Raw genomic sequence first — 19,470 nt, forward strand, 5'->3', positions numbered from 1 at the left:
ACAAGCTTATGAGATGAACCAAGCAATTACTCAAGTAGTAAATCAATAAAACTTTAGCGTCTACGGCTACTAGAGCGACTTCGTCCACGAGCCATACCACCTAAGGCATTCAAGACAGTTAGTTTGCTCATACTTCCTGAAGCGTGGGCATGACAAATTGCAGCAGCAAGAGCATCGGCTGCATCGGCTTGAGGTTTAATGGTCAGGTTAAGTAAACGCATTACCATCATTTGGACTTGTTCTTTATCGGCAGCACCATATCCCACTACAGATTGTTTAATCTGGCGTGCAGTGTATTCTGCAACTTGTAAATCTAAATTCACTAAAGCGGCTATAGCAGCTCCACGGGCTTGACCAAGTTTTAAGGCAGAGTCGGGGTTCTGTGCCATAAAGACTTGCTCAACCGCAGCTTCAGTAGGACCATGAAATTTCACAATTCGCTCAACACCAGCAAAAATACGCTTCAAGCGCTCTGGCATCTCTTGAGTTTCCGTTCGGATTGTACCGGCATCAACAAAACGTAGTTTACTACCATCTTTTTCAATGATTCCGTAACCTGTTAAGCGTGAACCTGGATCAATTCCAATAATCAATGGCATGTGAAGACTTACTTAAATAGTTTAGAGGGTATTGTTACATAGCCAAATCGGTTCTGCATGAGTAATTTAAAGAATGCTGCTATGAATGGTTATTTTTCGGTTTTTAAGCCTAAAGATTTATATTGTCCACCCAATTTTCCATATATTCACAAGGAAGAGTTTGAAATCATTTGATGTAATTCTATTTTAATGGAATACTTATCTATAATGATGGAATTGAGCTTCTTTAATGGATGATATCAATATAAGGATTGCACATCGAATACGAGAGCTGCGTTTAGCACGTGGATATACTTTAGATGTGTTAGCTGCCCGTTGCCAAGTTAGCCGTTCAGCTATTTCTTTAATTGAAAGAGGAGAAACGAGTCCTACGGCAGTTGTTCTTGAAAAACTAGCAAATGGTCTTGAAGTACCTTTAACTCAAATTTTTACGAATGAAGCAGGGAATTCATCATCTCAACCGCTTATTCGTCGGAATGAACAAGCTGAGTGGCGAGATCCGGAAACTGGCTATATACGCCGTACAGTTTCACCTCCGAACTTAAAATTACCCTTCCAGATTGTTGAAATTGAATTTCCGCCTCATTCTCGAATTACTTATGAAACTAATGAAAGCTCTAGAGTGGTACAGCAGCAGCTTTGGGTCGTTGAAGGGAAAATTGAAATTCAATTAGGTGAAACTTCTTATGCATTAGGTCAAGGGGATTGCTTGGCAATGCAATTAGATCAACCTGTCATATACAGTAATCATTCAGCTCAAGTTGCTCGTTATATTTTAGTCGTTTCTAATCAACTGGTGCCCGCTCTTAAGGAATCTTTATGAACTATTCCCTCGATTCTAATTTCCGTTTAATTGATTGTAATGAAGCAGAGCATGCGGTAGCAATATTAGAAATTCTAAATGATGCGATTGTTAACTCTACCGCATTGTATGACTATGTTCCCCGTTCACTTGATTCAATGAAAACATGGTTTTCGGTAAAAAGAGAAAATGGTTTCCCTGTCATTGGGGTGGTAGATGAGTCAGGTAAGTTATTAGGATTTGCTAGTTGGGGAACATTTAGAGCGTTTCCAGCTTATAAATATACGGTTGAGCATAGTATCTATATTCATCATGAACATCGTGGCTGTGGTCTAAGTAAAGTTTTAATGCAAGCGTTAATTCAACGTGCTCAACAGGCTCAACTTCATGTGCTCATTGGTTGTATTGATGCGACAAATCAAGCCAGTATAGGCCTTCATGAGAAAATGGGCTTTACCCACGCTGGTACTTTTAAACAAGTGGGCTTTAAATTTGGGCAATGGCTTGACGCTGCTTTTTACCAACTAGTTTTGGATACTCCATTTGAACCAGTGGATGGATAGATTATCAGTTTTGAAAATAGGCAATGGCCCAGATCAAAATGGTAAAAAGTGAACTGGGCTATAAACTAACTCTATAAAATACCTAATTGTTCTAAACTTTTATAAGTAATCTCTTTTCGAACAGAGCTAGGTATTCCTTTTTTCATTTCTAAGTTAAGGGAGAACGCTACAATATTTCCTTGAGGCTGAACAACCCATCCAGTTAACCAGCCTACTTGTGGGTCTACATCCCATCCCCAACCACTTTTTGCGTATATTTTATTTCCATTCTTTTCTTCTATGAATAGCATGGATTGCACTTCATCTTGGACTTTTTGGCTAAATGGAAGCGTTTTATTAGCTAGCTTGTAAGCAAATTGTGCCTCTTGCTGAGGAGTAATTTTTAAAGGACCCACCAGCCAAAAATTATCGACTTGGGTACCGATATCTGCATTGCCATAACCAACACGTTTCACTTCATTAGACATGAGTTCAAGTCCAATACGACGAGCTAAATCTTGATAAACCGGAATAGCGGAAGCTTTCATAGCATCGCCTAGGGTCATGTTCTTTTCCCATTCTGGGAATAGCCTTTTTTGCCCGTCCCACTTAAATACTTCTGTAGTGGTTGCCTTATGGTGCTCAAGGCCGATCAAAGCATTAAGCATTTTGAAGGTCGAAGCAGGTACATACTCGGTCGAAGCACGAGCAAGATCATTACCATAGCTTTGTTGAGTTTGGCCTTGTTGGATAACTAAAACACCCGTAGTGTGTGCTTCGTTAAATAAATTTTTAATTTTCTCTGCTTTTTCATCAGATTTTGAAGCACTGTGATTTGGATTAGCAGACACTATATAAGGTGAGCAGGCTGAAATAAAAATAGCGCTTGTTATAAGTAAGAGTGCTTTAATGTTCATAAGACTTATAAGATTGAATTTGAAGTTTAGCTAATTAATGTAACTTGAGTAGATCAATTATTAGATATCAAAAATGTAAGTTAAATTTTATAGAAAAGCTGCTAATAGATAAAAGCATCGGCCAATTCATGAAAAAATTGCAATCTTGTAGAAAAAACACTTGATAAAGTTGATATAGCACTCATTAATAATAGAGTATGACTGTTTTACTAAGTTAGAATCAGTCTTATTTATAGTATTGCAGAACCCCTTAGTTTAGCTATGATTTTAGGTTACAACAAAAACATTGTCTAAGCTTTACAACTAAATTTAATCCATGATTTCAAATGAAAAATGGATGAGTTTAGTTAAGTATTAACAACTGCAATGAATTTTCTTTTTGAGATAGATAAAGTTTTACATGAATTTACTTCTTATTGTGGTTCTGGGCGCGATTGTTGAAATTGCCGTATGGATTGGCGTAGCACAGTTCATCAGTGGATGGTATGTGTTTTTCTGGTTCATTATTGCTTTCTTTATTGGTCTTACGCTTATTCGTAATAGTACGGCTGGTATTATGCCGCAATTACAACAAATGCAGATGACTGGACAATTGGGTAATGATCCGACTGTGACTAAAAAATTAGCTTATGCTTTTGCTGGTTTTTTATTAATGTTGCCAGGTTTGGTATCTGATGTATTAGCGCTCTTAATTCTTATTCCAGGCGTACAAACTGCGTTTCGTAATATTGCAATGAGAACACTGGCAAAACGTCAGCAAGCCATGATGAACAAAATGATGGGCGGCATGGGTGGTGCAGGTGCTGGTCAAAACCCATTTGCAGATTTAATGCGTCAAATGCAGGATATGCATAATCAACAAGGCGGTGGTAGCCAATATCATGATTCTAGTATTATTGATGGCGAAGCGAGAGAAGTTACTCCAGACCACAAGAAAATTGAGCATAAAAATAAAGATTAATTAATCTATTATACAAAAAGGGCCTAAATCTAAAAGATTTAGGCCCTTTTTAATTTATAACAGTTAATCATCTGAAGTTTCAGAAGTACCTGCTTTTGCTTGAATCATCTCGTTTTGATTATCTTGGAGCTTAGTTTGAGGTTGATACTTGTTTGAAGGCAGAGCTACTTGCTTGTTTTCAGATTGTTGATATTTTCGGCTTCTATTGGCTCTTTCACGAAAGCCACCTTTATTAATGAGCTGTGTCATAAATTCGCTTAGAAAATAAAATATATTTCTATTTTAACAAATTCAACAAAATATCAAAATAAGAAAAATAGTGCTAAAAAAATAATATTTAGTCTATCTCTTTGTATAAATTAAATATTTGAAATTTGAACGGATTGTTCATTCAGATTGAATTATCTTTTCATTTCACATAGGATAAATATAAAGGATGTATAAATTTAAAAATGTAGCAAACCTATTAAAACAACAACGGTTGAAGTGAGGGAAGGAGGGTTACCTATGCTATATCAATATCATTGTGCTTGTTGCGACAAAGTTGTGGCATCAACTGATAAATCATGTCCATATTGCGGTTCACACCATATTCGTAGTCCATATGGCCTATGGATGTTTTGCGTGATGGCTTGTCTAGCAGTTGTTGTCGTATTCAAAGTTGTTCATCTTTATATCCAGAATCATCAAGATACACCTGTGCAATCGACTCTGTTAGATGTATTAAATGAAGGTGATAAGAGCACAAAACAATAATATTGCTTAATACTCACTACATGCCTTTAAATAATGTATGTTGAAGGGGCTGTTGTTTAATTTTAATCAAATACAAAAATAATAAAAAAGCCCGCTGAAGAGCGGGCTTTTAATATAATCAGCTTAAAGGCCTGCGGCATCTTTAAGTGCTTCAACTTTATCGGTTTTTTCCCATGTAAATGCAGTATCTGAACCTTCACGACCAAAGTGGCCGTACGCAGCTGTTTGTTTATACATAGGTTGAATTAAGTTAAGCATGCGAGTAATACCAAACGGACGTAAATCGAAATGTTCACGTACTAACTGGATAATTAACTCATCAGAAACTTTTGCAGTACCAAAAGTATTGATTGAAATAGAAGTTGGCTCTGCAACACCAATTGCATAACTCACCTGAATTTCACATTTGTCCGCAAGACCAGCAGCAACAATATTTTTAGCTACATAACGACCAGCATACGCAGCTGAACGGTCTACTTTAGATGGATCTTTACCAGAGAATGCACCACCGCCGTGACGAGCCATACCGCCATAAGTATCAACGATGATTTTACGGCCAGTTAAACCACAGTCACCCACAGGTCCACCGATAACAAACATACCAGTCGGGTTAATGTGGAATTTAGTTGCTGCATGGAACATTTCAGCAGGAATGATCGGTTTAATAATTTCTTCAATTACAGCTTCTTTAAGCTGAGTTTGAGTAATTTCAGGATCATGCTGTGTAGAAAGTACTACTGCGTCTAAACGTACAGGTTTACCATTTTCATAAGCAAAAGTTACCTGACTTTTTGCATCTGGACGTAACCATGGTAATGCACCTGAACGACGAAGTTCAGCTTGGCGTTCCATTAAACGGTGAGCATAAGAAATAGGGGCTGGCATAAGCACGTCAGTTTCACGACTTGCATAACCAAACATTAAACCTTGGTCTCCAGCACCTTGGTCTTCAGGTTTTTGGCGGTCTACACCTTGTGCAATCTCTGGTGATTGTTTACCAATCATGTTGATTACAGCACAAGTTGAACCATCAAAGCCTAAATCTGAATGGTGATAGCCGATACCGTTAACAGTTTGGCGAACAACAGCTTCTACATCAATATTCGCAGTTGTTGTGATTTCACCTGCAAGTACAACAGCGCCTGTTTTTACCAGTGTTTCACAAGCAACACGTGCGTATGGGTCTTCTTTTAAGATTGCATCCAAAATAGCGTCGCTAATTTGGTCGGCCATTTTATCGGGATGACCTTCGCTTACAGATTCCGAGGTAAAAACAGCGTACTCGCGCATGAAAGTCCTATCTTGGTTATTTCAAAAAGACATAATATGTTACATCGACTTGAGCTTGAGGACCAGTTCATACTGACTAAAAAGCATGAATTTCTTTCATTTCTACTATGTTTTAATTGATATGTGTATCAGGGAAATTGATATAGATAGATGAAAATTAATCATTTTTATAATAGAGTTTTAATAAAATGTTTAAATTTTAAACATTTGATTTTGTTAAATATTAATCAAAAAGATTTAGACTATGAAGTGAAAAGCTACAAATAAAGAAAATAAATACAACTCTATATGCTGATTAAGAGGAAGAAGCTTACAATCGTTGAGCATAGAAATAAGCATAAATACTATTGTTTTACACAGCTTAAGAATCTAAATGTTTTTTGAGTAACCAAGAAATAGTTAAAAATAAAGAAATATACAGTGTTGGGGTTTACCCCTAGGCGTTTTTTTAAGACAATATAGCGGCATTGAATGGTTATTCATCTTCTTCTTTTCATCAATCTATTAAAATTGGATTCTGATCTATGACGACCCCTTTAAACGAACGTCGTATTGCAAACGCAATTCGTGTATTGGCAATGGATGCTGTGCAACAGGCAAACTCAGGGCATCCGGGTGCTCCAATGGGGATGGCAGATATTGCTGATGTCGTCTGGCGCGAGTTTTTAAATCACAACCCAAATAATCCACAATGGGCAAACCGTGACCGTTTTGTTTTATCAAATGGCCATGGTTCAATGTTGCAATATGCTTTGCTTCATTTAACAGGTTATGATCTTTCAATTGAAGATTTAAAACAATTCCGTCAATTGCACTCAAAAACTCCTGGTCACCCTGAATATGGTTATGCTCCAGGAATTGAAACAACGACAGGTCCTTTGGGTCAAGGTATTGCAAACGCTGTTGGTTTTGCATTAGCAGAAAAAACTTTAGCTGCTCAGTTCAATAAAGATGACTTAAAAGTAGTTGATCACTTTACCTATTGTTTCTTAGGTGATGGCTGTTTAATGGAAGGTATTTCTCATGAAGTATGTTCTTTAGCAGGTACTTTACAGCTTGGTAAATTGATTGCTTATTATGATGACAACGGCATTTCGATTGATGGTGAAGTAGAAGGCTGGTTCAGTGATGACACTGAAGAGCGTTTCAAGTCTTATGGTTGGCAAGTTCTTCGTGTAGATGGTCACGATGCTGATGCGATTCGTCAAGCAACAGTTGAAGCTAAAGCAGAAACTCAAAAACCAACGATTATTATTTGTAAAACAATTATTGGCTTAGGTTCTCCAAACAAGCAAGGTAAAGAAGACTGTCACGGTGCACCACTGGGTAAAGATGAAATTACCTTAACTCGTGAAGCTTTAGGTTGGACTGAAGAAGCATTTGTTATTCCTGCTGATGTATATGCTGCATGGGATGCTAAAGCAAAAGGTAATGAAGCTGAAGCAGCTTGGAATGAAGTGTTTGCTCAATACCAAGCAAAATATCCAACGGAAGCAGCTGAGTTACTTCGTCGTATTAGCGGTGACTTACCAGCAGAATTTTCAGCTCAAGCAGATGCATTTATTCGTGAAACAAATGCTAAAGCTGAAACTGTAGCAACTCGTAAAGCGAGCCAAAACACATTACAAGCATTTGGTCCTTTATTACCTGAATTATTAGGTGGTTCTGCGGACTTGGCAGGTTCTAACTTAACACTTTGGAAAGGTTGCCAAGGCGTTCAAGAAAACCCGGCTGGTAACTACGTGTATTATGGTGTACGTGAGTTCGGTATGACTGCAATCGCTAACGGTGTTGCATTGCATGGCGGCTTCATTCCTTACGTTGCAACGTTCTTAATGTTTATGGAGTATGCACGTAATGCGGTACGTATGTCTGCATTAATGAAACAGCGCGTGATTCATGTGTATACACATGACTCAATCGGTTTAGGTGAAGATGGTCCAACACACCAACCAATTGAACAAATTGCTTCTTTACGTGGTACACCAAACTTAAATACTTGGCGTCCTGCTGATACTGTAGAAACAGCGATTGCGTGGAAATCTGCTTTAGAGCGTAAAGATGGACCTACAGCACTTATTTTCTCTCGTCAAAACTTACCATTCCAAACGCGTACTGAAGAGCAAATCCAAAATGCGGCAAAAGGTGGTTATGTTCTTGCTCAAGAGAAAGGTGAGTTGAAAGCAATTATTATTGCTACTGGTTCAGAAGTTTCTTTAGCAATGGAAGCTTATACTCAACTTGAAGGTGTTCGTGTTGTTTCTATGCCATGTGCAGAAGAGTTCATGAAACAAGATGCTGCATATCGTGAAGCAGTATTACCAGCTCACATTCGTGCACGTGTTGCTGTAGAAGCTGCTCACGTTGACTACTGGTGGAAGTTTGTTGGTCTTGATGGCAAAGTAATTGGTATGACAACTTATGGTGAGTCAGCACCAGCAAAAGACTTGTTCCAATTCTTCGGTATTACAACTGAGGCTGTAGTTGCTGCGGTAAAAGAGTTAACTGTTTAATCTTTTTAGCAGAATAAAAAGCGTCCCGATTGGGGCGCTTTTTTTATAGACTATTTAAATGTTAAGTTCAGTTTGGATCGTAATATTAGAAGTTAAAAGCTTATGAATAGGGCAGTTTTCAGCAACTTTTAATAATCTTTTATGCTGATCCTCAGTAAATTCACCTTTTAGAGTAATTTTACGCTCAATATTATTTTGACCTGCTTCTGGATCACCATTTGGATTTAATGCTAAATCAACTTGTACATGCTCAATTTTGATGCCTTTGTGATTTGCATACATCTCTAGTGTAATTGTAGTGCAAGCTCCTAAAGCCGATAATAAAAGCTGAACCGGATTTGGAGCTGTATCTTGTCCACCTTTATCGGTGGGTTCATCTGCAAACCATTGATGACCCGAAGGATCGGTAAGTGTTACTTGATAAGGAGTTGAAGTACTTTGTGCTTGGGCAGTGTTAACCATGTGTTACCTTGTTATTTATCAATAAAATCGTAGTAAAAATTAATAAATCTGAAAGCTTCGAATAGAAGAATACCTATTCTTTATAATATGGTTTTTGAATAACAACTGTAACGCTTTTATTGTTGCATGGATGAAACATATCGTTTTATAAAGAATAGTGAATTAAATTACTTGATGTATACACTAACGACTATATCAATAAAGGATACGAAAAATGCATCTTAAAACATTAAGCTTCGGTTTAGCAGTAGCATTGGCAAGTACAGTTACATTAGCTGCACCAGTGGACTATAAAATTGATCCAACACATACAGCTACTGTTTTCTCATGGAATCACTTCGGTTTTTCAACCCCAAGTGCTAACTTCTCGGACATCCAAGGTGTAATTAAAGTTGATAATGTTAAACCAGCAAACTCATCTGTAAATGTGACCATTCCTTTAAGCAGTGTGAATACCAATGTACCTGCTTTAGATAAAGAGTTCCAAGAAGAAGCTTGGTTTAATGCAGCTAAATACCCAAACATTACTTTCAAAAGTACGAAAGTAGAAACGAAAGACAAAAAGCATTTCAAAATTACTGGTGATTTAACTGTTAAAGGTATCACTAAGCCAGTTGTACTTGATGCTGTCTTAAATAAGCAAGGCGAGCACCCAATGGCAAAAGTTCCAGCGATTGGTTTTAACGCGACAACTTCGTTCAACCGCTCTGACTTTGGTTTAGGTAACTATGTGCCGAATGTAGGTGATAAGATCACTGTAAACATTACAACTGAAGCAACTGCGGCTAGTGCAGCTAAAAAATAAGTTGTAAGTTTTCTAAAAAAGTCCTCAACTTGAGGACTTTTTTAATTAGATAGTTTCTTTTTTATCTGGTTCTATAAAGACTAAAGGTGAGGTTGGGTCTATATTTCTTTTTTCAGCTTTTTCTCTTAGAAATTGATAAGTCGGAATATTCATTTTTGCCTGATCACGTAATTTCTTTTTTATATAAAGAACAAGAGCAAAGCAGGTGGTTGCTACGGTTAGCATCATGCCATTCATATAGCTCATGATTGAGCTCACGTAACCAATGGTGGTTAAACGATGCATCATTCGCTCAACTTGAGTACTACTTTCGATACCAGTAATCGCCCAACTGCATAAATGCTCACAATTATTAATAATCAAATGATAATGGTTTTCATGCATACGTGAACGCATACGTCGTACAACAACTTTTCCTCTGTAGCGTGGTGCATCATAAGAACGTACATGAATTTTTTTGCCATGAGAAAAGGCATCTAGAGAAGTGATTTCAATGGGCCGTTTTTTGATGAAATGTGCGAGGCCTGAATAATGAATAACTCGACCTCTCCCAGCATAGATACCATGATGGCTATAGCCGAGATGTTTTACAATAAGATGAGCCCCTAAAGGGTAGCGTTTATTTGTTTGTTGCATATTCACGCTGATCCAATAAAGTTTAATCACTTTTATACAAAGCTGTGACTATTATAACGAATATAGTTGTGTTCTAGTGTATTGATTAGGTGGAATAAGCGACTTTCGGGTATATATCACTTCAAACATTTTTATTTAATAAAGTGTCTTTATGAAAAGAAAATGACATCTAAGGTTTGCATTAATGAAAATACTAGTACTGTGTATCGTGAACTTCATAATCTTTACACAATCCGCTTTAGCACTAGAGTATCGACAGATTAGAAATACTACTGATGATCAGTTTGAAGTAATTGAAATTTCTCATTTAGAACAATTACGCTTATTTTTGAAAAATCCGCAAACTGATCAATATTATAAAAGTTTCGACAATATTCAATATCAACTTAAAGCATGTGAACAGCTTACTTTTGCGATGAATGGAGGCATGTTCCATTCCGGTTTTTCTCCAGTAGGACTATATATTGAAAACGGACGAGAGAACCAACCTTTAAATGAAGATAAAGGCTGGGGAAACTTCTTTTTGCAGCCTAATGGAGTTTTAGCATGGAATGACAAACAAGCCGTTATATTGACAACTGAACAATATAAAGCAAAAGTTTTTCAACCCGATTATGCTACGCAGTCCGGTCCTATGTTAGTGATTAATGGCAAAATAAATCCCTTATTCCTAGCAAATAGTGATTCAAAGAAAATACGTAATGGGGTAGGTATAAAAAATAATAAATTGTATTTTGTGATATCTAAAAATAGAGTGAATTTCTATAGTTTTGCTCAGTTCTTCCAAAAAAATCTTGAAGTCGAGCAAGCTCTATACCTTGACGGTTCTATCTCTAGTTTATATTTGCACAAGAATAATCGAAATGATAAAAGATTTAATATGGGGCCTATTATTGGATGGGTGGATCAGGCAGATTGTAGACCCAAGTAAAATATAAAAAAGCCAGTACAAGACTGGCTTTTTAATTAATGAATAGATGGTTTTTGAGTGAGTTCATTTAACTCTTTTCGGCTATAACCACGGGAAATAAGAACTTTCTTGATTCCCTTAATGACATCTTCATCAGTCGCTTGCGCAAGCGCACTTAGAAGTTGTTCATTAGTTTTACATGAGCAGTCATTTTCAACACAAGCAGTTTGGTTTTTATGCTCGTTATGCTGTTGATCTGCCAAGAACAGCTTTTGCCAAAAACTCATAGAGCCTTCATATACAACCTAACATAGCTCGAAATATAGCCAATATAAATTAAAATACAAGACTCTATATGTGATAAATCCACCAGTTGAACTAGAGAATTTTCGATAGTAATGGTCGAGTTAAACGAAATTATGACGAATAGATGACTTGATATTTTTTTTAAATTTAAATACTTAATTAAAAGACTTTGAAAAATAAGGAGATATTTAATCTCCTTATAAAATAGGGTTACATTGAAAAATTTTGTTTAAATCTTCTCAAGTAAGACACCAGACTCTACATGATGCGTATAAGGGAACTGATCAAATAAAGCAAACTTAGTAACGCGATGAGTTTGAGTGAGCGTTTTTAAATTTTCATATAAAGTGTCGGGGTTGCATGAAATGTAGATAATACGTTCAAAGCCCTGCAATAGTTTTAAAGTTTCATCGTCAATTCCTGCGCGTGGAGGATCAACGAATACCGTACCGAAGTCGTAGCTTTGAATATCAATATCTGCTTCTTGTAGACGGCGGAATTCACGTTCACCTTGATAGGCTTGAGTGAACTCTTCAGCCGATAGGCGAGCTACTTGAATATTATCAATCTGGTTCTGTTCGATATTCCACTGCGCCGCATAAACTGATGATTTTGCAAGTTCAGTCGCAAGTACTCTTTCAAATTTTAGAGAGAGTGGAAGCGTGAAATTACCATTACCACAATAAAGTTCTAATAGGTGTTTTTTTGATCCTTCAGCTGCATCACATGCCCATTGCAGCATTTTTTTGCAAACTTGTGCATTAGGCTGCGTAAAGCTACTTTCGATTTGTTTGTATTTAAATGAACGGTTTAAAAGTTCAAATTCTTCTACAACAAAGTCATCGCCAATAACAATTTTCTGGCCGCGGCTACGGCCCATAATTTTAATATTTAATTTTTCAGCAAGTGCTTTAGCTGCTTGTTCCCATTCCTGATTAAGCTTACGGTGATAAATCAAGGTAACTAACATTTCTCCGCTTAAAGTTGCGAGAAAGTCAACTTCAAATAAACGCTGAGAAAGTAAAGAGTTGGCCTTAAGTTCTGCTAAAAGAAGTGGCATTAAGTCATTAATGCTTTTATCTGCAATAGGAAACTCATCTATGCGTACAACGGTTTTTTGCTTGCCATCGTCATTACGTTCAAACATGGCATAAAACATATCATTTTCTGTATGCCAGATACGAAATTCAGCACGCATACGGAAATGTTGTTCAGGCGATTCAAACACTTCTAATGTAGGCGGTGTAAATTCAGAAAATTGAGTAGTAATGCGATCAATTTTAGCTTGAAGTTGTTGACGATAAGAAGAAGTCATAGACAAAGAAAATTTAGACAGAATCAAATGGTGAATGGTACCAAAAAATTGAGCTTAAAGGAGCCAATTTTAGTTAGTTATTCATAAAGAAAAAATACTTACACTAGGAGTGACTTAAAACGCGTTCAATAAAATTAGATTTTACTGCTCTATATTGGTCATGATCTAAGTAGGTGGACTGTAACTTTAATTGATTATATTCATTAACTAATGTTGGAGAAGCTATAAGCTTATCTCTAAAGGTTAAGAAAAATGTGAATATTGAACCGGTTACTACAACTTGAAAGGCAACATCATCGTTGTTGAGTGACTCGAGCATGCAAAGCTCATTTGTTCTTAATGTATTTTGCTTTTCTATAAAATTAAGCGTTTTTAACTGTTCTATTGCAAACTCAAATTGATCGGGTAGAACCTCAATATAAATGTCTAAATCACCTTTTGAGAATGCATTAGGTATTGCAGATGAACCTATATGCTCAATTTGGGCAGATGGTAGCAGAGCGGAAATTTGTTTTCGGTATAAGCTAAAAAGCTGAGTGCATCTTTGTTGGTATTGTTCTGGTTCAAAAAAAATCATGATTAAAAACTCAAATTGATAAAATTTATATATTTAAGAATAGATTATTTTATTAAACAAAAAAGCCCAAATATCGTAATTTGGGCTTTTTAGAAAATTACTTAATTATTCAGACATTGTCATTAAGCTTGCATTACCGCCAGCCGCAGCTGTATTTACGCTAATTGCACGTTCAATTACCAAACGTTCAAGTGGAATCGACTCATTTGGTTCAACATGAGTAATACCAACAATTGCGCCAGAACGGCTAGCAATTTCTTGCTGTAATGAGAAGATCTCTTCGCGGTTGCCATGATGTAAAACTGCATCAAAATCATCTGTAGTGATGTTTTTAATGGTTGTAATCGCATCAAGTACATCTTTTGGCAACGTTTGTTTATGTTTTGCCAATAATGGACTATTTGGCATTACAGCAGCTTGGCTGCCAACTGCAAAGATTGCAAGTAACTGATGCAATTGATCTTGTTCTGTATCAGCAATTGAAAGAACACGATGACGCGGCAAAATAATATATTGGTTACTTTCCCCAGTAGGGCCTTGTAACTCATAAAACTTACCAACACCAAAAGGTTCAATTTCACGGTTTGCTTGTGGTAAATGTTGTTTCGCCCAGTTTTGTAAGCTTTGATAAACCTCACGGTTAAAGCCTTCAAAAATGGTTTGCTCATTTTTTACCGCAAATGGAGTTGCTAATACTTTGTTAGAACAATGCTGCATTAAGCGATACATATAAAGAGGGCCACCCGCTTTAGGGCCTGTACCAGATAAACCTTCACCACCGAATGGTTGTACGCCAACAACAGCACCAACAATATTACGGTTGATATAAAGGTTACCCACTTCAGCATGTTGAATTACGGTTTGGATGGTTTCATCAATACGGGTATGCAGACCCATGGTTAAACCGTAACCTTTCGCATTAATTCTTGAGATGAGTTGCTCAAGTTCACCATACTTATAGGTAATGATGTGTAAAACCGGACCAAAAACTTCACGTTGTAAGTCATCAAGATTAGGAAGTTCAATTGCTGTTGGCACAACAAAAGTTCCTTTATCTAATTCTGTTTGGCTTGTTGCACCAAACATCAGTTGATGTACCGGATAACCCTTCGATTTCATTTTCTGGATGTGCTGGTCAATCGTCTGTTTTGCTTCGTCATCAATAACAGGACCAATGTCAGTTTTTAAAATTGCAGGGTTACCTACGATCAACTGTTGCATTGCACCTTTAAGCATTTTAATAACGGTTGCAGCACTGTCTTCTTGTACACATAAAATACGTAAAGCAGAGCAGCGTTGACCTGCGCTATCAAAAGCAGAACTTACAACATCTAATACAACTTGTTCAGTTAAAGCAGATGAGTCAACAATCATTGCATTTTGACCGCCAGTCTCTGCAATGAGCGGAATAGATTGACCATTTTCAGATAAACGTTTTGCAACGGTCTTCTGTAAAATTTTTGCAACTTCAGTCGAGCCAGTAAACATGATGCCATTGATACGGCTATCTTGGCTGAGCTGAGCACCTACTGTTTCACCGCGGCCAGGAAGTAGCTGTACAGCACCATGTGGAATACCAGCTTCCCATAAAATCTGAACTGCTTGGGCTGCGATCAATGGAGTTTGTTCAGCTGGTTTAGCAATAACACAGTTACCACTGACTAATGCCGCAGCAATTTGACCTGAGAAAATTGCAAGAGGGAAGTTCCATGGGCTAATACAAAGTACAGTACCTAAAGGCTGAATAACTGTATTTGCAGGAAGATTTTCAACTTGGGTTGCATAGTAACGTAGGAAATCTACAGCCTCACGAACTTCTGCAATCGCATTGGCATAAGTTTTACCACTTTCACGGCAAAGTAATACCATCAACTCTTGAATACGGCTTTCCATGAGGTCAGCTGCGTGTTTTAAGTATTGAGCGCGTTGATCCTTAGGCGTATTTGACCATTCTGATTGGGTTTGTTCAGCTGCAGTAAGAGCGATTTCGACATGCTTAAGATCAGCTTCTTGTACATAACCAACAATTTCATCATTTTGTGCTGGGTTTGTAATTGCAACAGAATGACCTTGTTCTAAAGAATCAGTATTAGCCAACAACGGATGGCTTTGCCAAATACGATTACGTAATTCTTGAGCTGTGCTATCTAAAGCTGCAAGTGGGGTGTCATTTGCTAAGTCATAACCTTTAGAGTTTTTACGAAGCGTTCCGTACATATCTAAAGGTAGTGGAATTGATGGATGTTTTAAACCAACTGAACCTTCAAGCTTAGCTGCATTACGAATATCATAAATTGGAGACTGGATAAGATCTTCAACTTTAAGTGTTTTATCGGCAATACGGTTAACAAATGAAGTATTCGCGCCATTTTCAAGTAAACGACGGACTAAATAAGCTAACAATGTTTCGTGGTTACCAACCGGAGCATAAATACGGCATGGCACGCCTAATTTATTTTGCTCACGTGGACCAACAACTTGTTCATAAAGCGGCTCGCCCATACCATGTAAGCATTGGAACTCATATTGACCAGCGTAATATTTGCTTGGATCTGCTAAATGATAGATCGTTGCTAAAGTTTGAGCATTATGCGTCGCAAATTGTGGATAAATAAACTCTGGTGCTGCAAGTAATTTTTTAGCACAAGCAATATAAGACAAGTCAGTATGAACTTTACGTGTAAAGACAGGGTAGTCATCCATACCTTCGATTTGTGCTTTCTTAATTTCGCTATCCCAATATGCGCCTTTTACAAGACGGATCATCAGACGCTTTTGGCTACGCTTAGCAAGGTCAATAATATAATCAACCACAAAGAAGCAGCGTTTTTGGTAAGCTTGAATTACGAAACCAATGCCTTTCCAGTTCGCAAGTTCTGGCTCAAAACAAAGACGCTCAAGTAACTCAAGAGAAATTTCTAAACGCTCTGATTCTTCTGCATCGATATTTAAACCAATATTGTACTGTTTAGCTAAACGAGCGAGTTCAAATACTTTGCCGTAGAGTTCTTTGTGAACACGTTCAATTTGCGCACGTTGGTAACGTGGATGTAAAGCTGAAAGCTTAATTGAGATACCAGGGCCATCATATACGCCTTTACCATTAGACGCTTTACCAATTGCATGAATGGCTTGTGTGTAATCATTAAAGTAACGTTCAGCATCATGGTCGGTTAAGGCAGCTTCACCTAACATGTCATAAGAATAGCGGAAACCTTTATCCTCAAGTACTTTTGCGTGGTCGACAGCTTCTTCGATGGTTTCACCAGTCACAAACTGTTCACCCATCATACGCATTGCAACGTCAACTGCTTTACGAATAATGCCACGGCCACTACGTGCTAAAAGGCCAGTAAGTACACTTGAAAGACTGGTTTGCTTCGGTGTTTCCATAAGCTTACCAGTTAACATGAGACCCCATGCAGCAGCATTCACAAACATTAAGCTGCTTTGGCCAACATGTTCTTTCCAGTTACCTTGATTGATTTTATCGCGAATGAGCAAATCACGTGTTGCTGTGTCTGGAATACGAAGCAAAGCTTCAGCAAGACACATCAAAGCCACGCCTTCTTGTGAAGAAAGAGAGAATTCTTGTAATAACCCTTGAACAATACCTGCTTTACCTGAAGAGGTCTTACGTTCACGTAAATTATGGGCAAGGTTAAATGCAAGGTCATAAATTTTATGATCTAAATCATCAGATACCGCAGCAGCTTGTAATAGCTCTTCTACAGCTTCAGGTTCGGCACGTCGCCAAGCTGTATTAATGCGTTGTTCAAACTCACTTTTATCGTTGAATTCGGTGATATAGCCTTGGTGAGATTTATCCATTTGATGAAAAGTATCCATTGTGTTCATATCTATTTCCGCCAACCAGCTCTCGTAAACTCATCTTGAGTAGAGAGGTTTAGATAATTTATCATTACAGAAGAAACACCGAATAACTCACTATATTTTGCCCATTTTTTAGAGGAAAATTCAGATGAATGGCCCATTATTAAGCCTTGATCGCACCGATTTAAAAATTTTGGATATTCTTCAAACAGATGGGCGTATTTCCAACAGCAGATTAGCTGAACTCGTCAATTTGTCTCCAACAGCAGTTATGGCACGAGTGCAGAAGCTCACCAAAGATGAATTCATCTTAGGTTATGAAGCTAAATTAAATCCGGTTAAGTTAAATGCAAATTTTTTGGTTTTTGTTGAAGTTTTACTCGATAAAACCACACCCAATGTTTTAGATGAGTTTATTGACGCAGTCGTGCATTATCCAGAAATCGTTGAATGCCATATGGTCAGTGGGGGATTTGATTTTTTAATTAAATTACGCAGTGGAAGTATGGAGGAGTTTCGACGTATCGCAGGGCAAGTGCTATGGCAATTACCCGGTGTAAAAGAGACTCGTAGTTATCCCGTGATGCAAGTTGTGAAAGATAGTTCAAAAATTAAAATCAAAACTAAAAATAAATAAGGGGCCGAAGCCCCTTTATTTATTTCAATGAGTTATGTACTTTCTTTATAGAGTTTATCTGCTTGCTCAAAGCGACCAGTCACATCAGAGTTTGGCGCTTTGCTGATCAAGCTTACTACGATGATGCTGATAAATGCACAGATAAAGCCTGGAATAATTTCGTAAACACCAGTGCTTGCGAAAAGGTTTTTCCAACCGATCACAACAACAGCACCTACGATCATACCTGCTAAAGCACCTTCTAAAGTCATACGTTTCCAAAACAATGACAAGATGATGAGTGGTCCAAATGCAGCACCAAAACCAGCCCAAGCATAAGCAACAAGGCCAAGAACTTTACTGTCAGGGTTACCCGCAAGCACAATTGCTAGAACGGCAATTGCAAGAACCATGATACGCCCAACCCATACAAGCTCTTTTTGAGATGCATTTTTACGAATGAAGCCTTTGTACAAATCTTCAGTTAGTGCACTTGAACATACCAAAAGCTGACAGCTTAATGTACTCATAACCGCAGCTAAAATAGCAGCTAGAATGATACCGACAATCCATGGATTGAATAAAATTTTAGTCAATTCCATAAATACAGTTTCAGGGTTTTTGCTTACCACACCTGCAAGTTCAGGGTGTTGCTGGAAGTAAGCAATACCAAAGAAACCGGCACCGACGGCACCCACTAAACATAAAATCATCCAAGTCATACCAATACGGCGAGCAGCAGGAATTGATTTTACAGAGTCAGCAGCCATGAAACGTACAAGGATATGCGGTTGGCCAAAATAGCCTAAGCCCCAAGCCATGGAAGATAAAACGGCCACCACACTTAAATCAGAAATGATGTTAAATGCATGTGGACGAGCAGTTTCAATAAGCGTCACAAACTGAGTTGTGTCACCGATTGCAAGGTAAGTCACGATTGGGGTGAGCAAGAGGGCAAAAATCATTAAGCCAGCTTGGAAAGTATCAGTCCAGCTAATTGCTAAGAAACCACCAATACAAACATAACTGATTGTTGCAATAGCACTTAACCAGATTGCGGTGGTATATGACATACCGAATAAATTTTCAAATAAACGGGCACCAGCTACCATGCCTGAAGCACAGTAAATAGCGAAGAAAACCAAGATAATAACGGCAGAGAAAATACGAAGTATCTTTTTCTGGTCATCAAATCGACTTGTAAAATAGTCTGGCAGAGTGAGTGCATTATTTTGGATTTCAGTATGAACGCGTAATCGACCAGCAACCAGTAACCAGTTAAGCCAAGCACCGATAATTAGACCAATTGCAATCCACGCTTCAGATAAACCAGAAAGATAAATCGCTCCTGGTAAGCCCATGAGTAACCAACCACTCATGTCCGATGCGCCTGCGGATAATGCAGTAACGAAACTGCCTAAACTACGACCACCAAGAATATAATCAGAGAAGTCGCTTGTAGCACGGTAGGCAAATAAGCCGATAAGTACCATTGCTACGATGTACACCATAAACATGATGAGGGTGGGATCAAAATAACTCATAATGGATGTGTGTCCTTATATCCATAATCCGTGATTGTAACCTAATCCAGGTCGCTGTTTTCTTGTACGGCATTTCAAGAGGTTG

General features: G+C 37.7%; 19 protein-coding genes. 8 read left to right on the forward strand and 11 right to left on the reverse strand.

Going from position 1 to position 19,470, the window contains the following annotated elements; all coding sequences use genetic code 11:
• Positions 1–53: 53 nt before the first annotated feature.
• On the reverse strand, positions 54–599 hold the full coding sequence (gene ruvC, locus C1642_RS14055) for a crossover junction endodeoxyribonuclease RuvC (RefSeq protein ID WP_001128330.1): 546 nt from the start codon (positions 597–599) through the stop codon (positions 54–56).
• A gap of 229 nt (positions 600–828) precedes the next feature.
• Between ruvC and C1642_RS14060 the strand changes: the two genes are divergently transcribed.
• Positions 829–1,422, forward strand: a complete 594-nt coding sequence (locus C1642_RS14060; protein WP_000340963.1) for a helix-turn-helix domain-containing protein — start codon at positions 829–831, stop codon at positions 1,420–1,422.
• Positions 1,419–1,964, forward strand: coding sequence for a GNAT family N-acetyltransferase (locus tag C1642_RS14065; protein ID WP_032018140.1), 546 nt, complete (start codon positions 1,419–1,421; stop codon positions 1,962–1,964). The genes C1642_RS14060 and C1642_RS14065 overlap by 4 nt, the downstream gene beginning before the upstream one ends.
• Positions 1,965–2,035: 71 nt before the next feature.
• Here C1642_RS14065 and C1642_RS14070 read toward each other — a convergent pair whose 3' ends face one another.
• Positions 2,036–2,860, reverse strand: coding sequence for an OXA-51 family carbapenem-hydrolyzing class D beta-lactamase OXA-91 (locus C1642_RS14070; RefSeq protein WP_001021776.1), 825 nt, complete (start codon positions 2,858–2,860; stop codon positions 2,036–2,038).
• A gap of 400 nt (positions 2,861–3,260) precedes the next feature.
• On the opposite strand from C1642_RS14070, the gene C1642_RS14075 reads away from it, so the two are divergent.
• Complete coding sequence (locus C1642_RS14075) at positions 3,261–3,821, forward strand: FxsA family protein (RefSeq protein WP_001050727.1); 561 nt, start codon at positions 3,261–3,263, stop codon at positions 3,819–3,821.
• A 63-nt stretch (positions 3,822–3,884) separates the two neighbouring features.
• On the opposite strand, the gene C1642_RS14080 is transcribed toward C1642_RS14075, so the two are convergent.
• Entirely contained in the window at positions 3,885–4,070 is a 186-nt protein-coding gene (locus C1642_RS14080) for a hypothetical protein (RefSeq protein ID WP_000192620.1), read from the reverse strand.
• Between the two features lie 258 nt (positions 4,071–4,328).
• On the opposite strand from C1642_RS14080, the gene C1642_RS19045 reads away from it, so the two are divergent.
• Positions 4,329–4,577, forward strand: coding sequence for a hypothetical protein (locus C1642_RS19045; RefSeq protein ID WP_000966850.1), 249 nt, complete (start codon positions 4,329–4,331; stop codon positions 4,575–4,577).
• 123 nt (positions 4,578–4,700) lie between these two features.
• Here C1642_RS19045 and metK read toward each other — a convergent pair whose 3' ends face one another.
• Positions 4,701–5,867 (reverse strand): methionine adenosyltransferase, encoded by a 1,167-nt coding sequence (gene metK / locus C1642_RS14090; protein WP_001209544.1) that lies wholly within the window; start codon positions 5,865–5,867, stop codon positions 4,701–4,703.
• A 524-nt stretch (positions 5,868–6,391) separates the two neighbouring features.
• Between metK and tkt the strand changes: the two genes are divergently transcribed.
• A complete protein-coding gene (tkt, locus tag C1642_RS14095) occupies positions 6,392–8,380 on the forward strand; it encodes a transketolase (RefSeq protein ID WP_000211070.1) in 1,989 nt (662 codons plus the stop codon).
• 54 nt (positions 8,381–8,434) lie between these two features.
• On the opposite strand, the gene C1642_RS14100 is transcribed toward tkt, so the two are convergent.
• Entirely contained in the window at positions 8,435–8,842 is a 408-nt protein-coding gene (locus C1642_RS14100; RefSeq protein ID WP_000248281.1) for an OsmC family protein, read from the reverse strand.
• A gap of 214 nt (positions 8,843–9,056) precedes the next feature.
• On the opposite strand from C1642_RS14100, the gene C1642_RS14105 reads away from it, so the two are divergent.
• Complete coding sequence (locus C1642_RS14105; RefSeq protein WP_103236473.1) at positions 9,057–9,647, forward strand: YceI family protein; 591 nt, start codon at positions 9,057–9,059, stop codon at positions 9,645–9,647.
• Between the two features lie 45 nt (positions 9,648–9,692).
• Here the strand turns inward: C1642_RS14105 and C1642_RS14110 are convergent, their stop codons facing one another.
• On the reverse strand, positions 9,693–10,283 hold the full coding sequence (locus C1642_RS14110) for a lecithin retinol acyltransferase family protein (protein ID WP_001187976.1): 591 nt from the start codon (positions 10,281–10,283) through the stop codon (positions 9,693–9,695).
• A gap of 184 nt (positions 10,284–10,467) precedes the next feature.
• On the opposite strand from C1642_RS14110, the gene C1642_RS14115 reads away from it, so the two are divergent.
• Positions 10,468–11,214, forward strand: a complete 747-nt coding sequence (locus C1642_RS14115) for a phosphodiester glycosidase family protein (protein ID WP_000699303.1) — start codon at positions 10,468–10,470, stop codon at positions 11,212–11,214.
• 35 nt (positions 11,215–11,249) lie between these two features.
• Here C1642_RS14115 and C1642_RS14120 read toward each other — a convergent pair whose 3' ends face one another.
• The 4 genes from C1642_RS14120 to putA all read right to left on the reverse strand — a co-directional run bounded on the left by C1642_RS14120 (position 11,250) and on the right by putA (position 17,249).
• Positions 11,250–11,480 carry a hypothetical protein gene (locus C1642_RS14120; RefSeq protein ID WP_000011679.1) on the reverse strand — a complete coding sequence of 77 codons (231 nt, stop codon included), beginning with the start codon at positions 11,478–11,480 and terminating at the stop codon, positions 11,250–11,252.
• Between the two features lie 248 nt (positions 11,481–11,728).
• Complete coding sequence (trmA, locus tag C1642_RS14125) at positions 11,729–12,814, reverse strand: tRNA (uridine(54)-C5)-methyltransferase TrmA (RefSeq protein WP_000204682.1); 1,086 nt, start codon at positions 12,812–12,814, stop codon at positions 11,729–11,731.
• A gap of 103 nt (positions 12,815–12,917) precedes the next feature.
• Positions 12,918–13,391 carry a GrpB family protein gene (locus C1642_RS14130; RefSeq protein ID WP_057094428.1) on the reverse strand — a complete coding sequence of 158 codons (474 nt, stop codon included), beginning with the start codon at positions 13,389–13,391 and terminating at the stop codon, positions 12,918–12,920.
• Positions 13,392–13,496: 105 nt separating this feature from the next.
• Positions 13,497–17,249: a trifunctional transcriptional regulator/proline dehydrogenase/L-glutamate gamma-semialdehyde dehydrogenase gene (gene putA / locus C1642_RS14135; RefSeq protein ID WP_213064280.1), complete on the reverse strand. Its 3,753-nt coding sequence runs from the start codon at positions 17,247–17,249 to the stop codon at positions 13,497–13,499.
• Between the two features lie 124 nt (positions 17,250–17,373).
• Here putA and C1642_RS14140 point away from each other — a divergent pair, with 124 nt between their 5' ends.
• A complete protein-coding gene (locus C1642_RS14140) occupies positions 17,374–17,862 on the forward strand; it encodes an Lrp/AsnC ligand binding domain-containing protein (RefSeq protein ID WP_001014235.1) in 489 nt (162 codons plus the stop codon).
• Between the two features lie 32 nt (positions 17,863–17,894).
• Here C1642_RS14140 and putP read toward each other — a convergent pair whose 3' ends face one another.
• On the reverse strand, positions 17,895–19,385 hold the full coding sequence (putP, locus tag C1642_RS14145) for a sodium/proline symporter PutP (RefSeq protein ID WP_000119795.1): 1,491 nt from the start codon (positions 19,383–19,385) through the stop codon (positions 17,895–17,897).
• Positions 19,386–19,470 lie beyond the last annotated feature (85 nt).

Source organism: Acinetobacter sp. AKBS16 (assembly GCF_002899995.1).
GTDB lineage: Bacteria > Pseudomonadota > Gammaproteobacteria > Pseudomonadales > Moraxellaceae > Acinetobacter > Acinetobacter baumannii.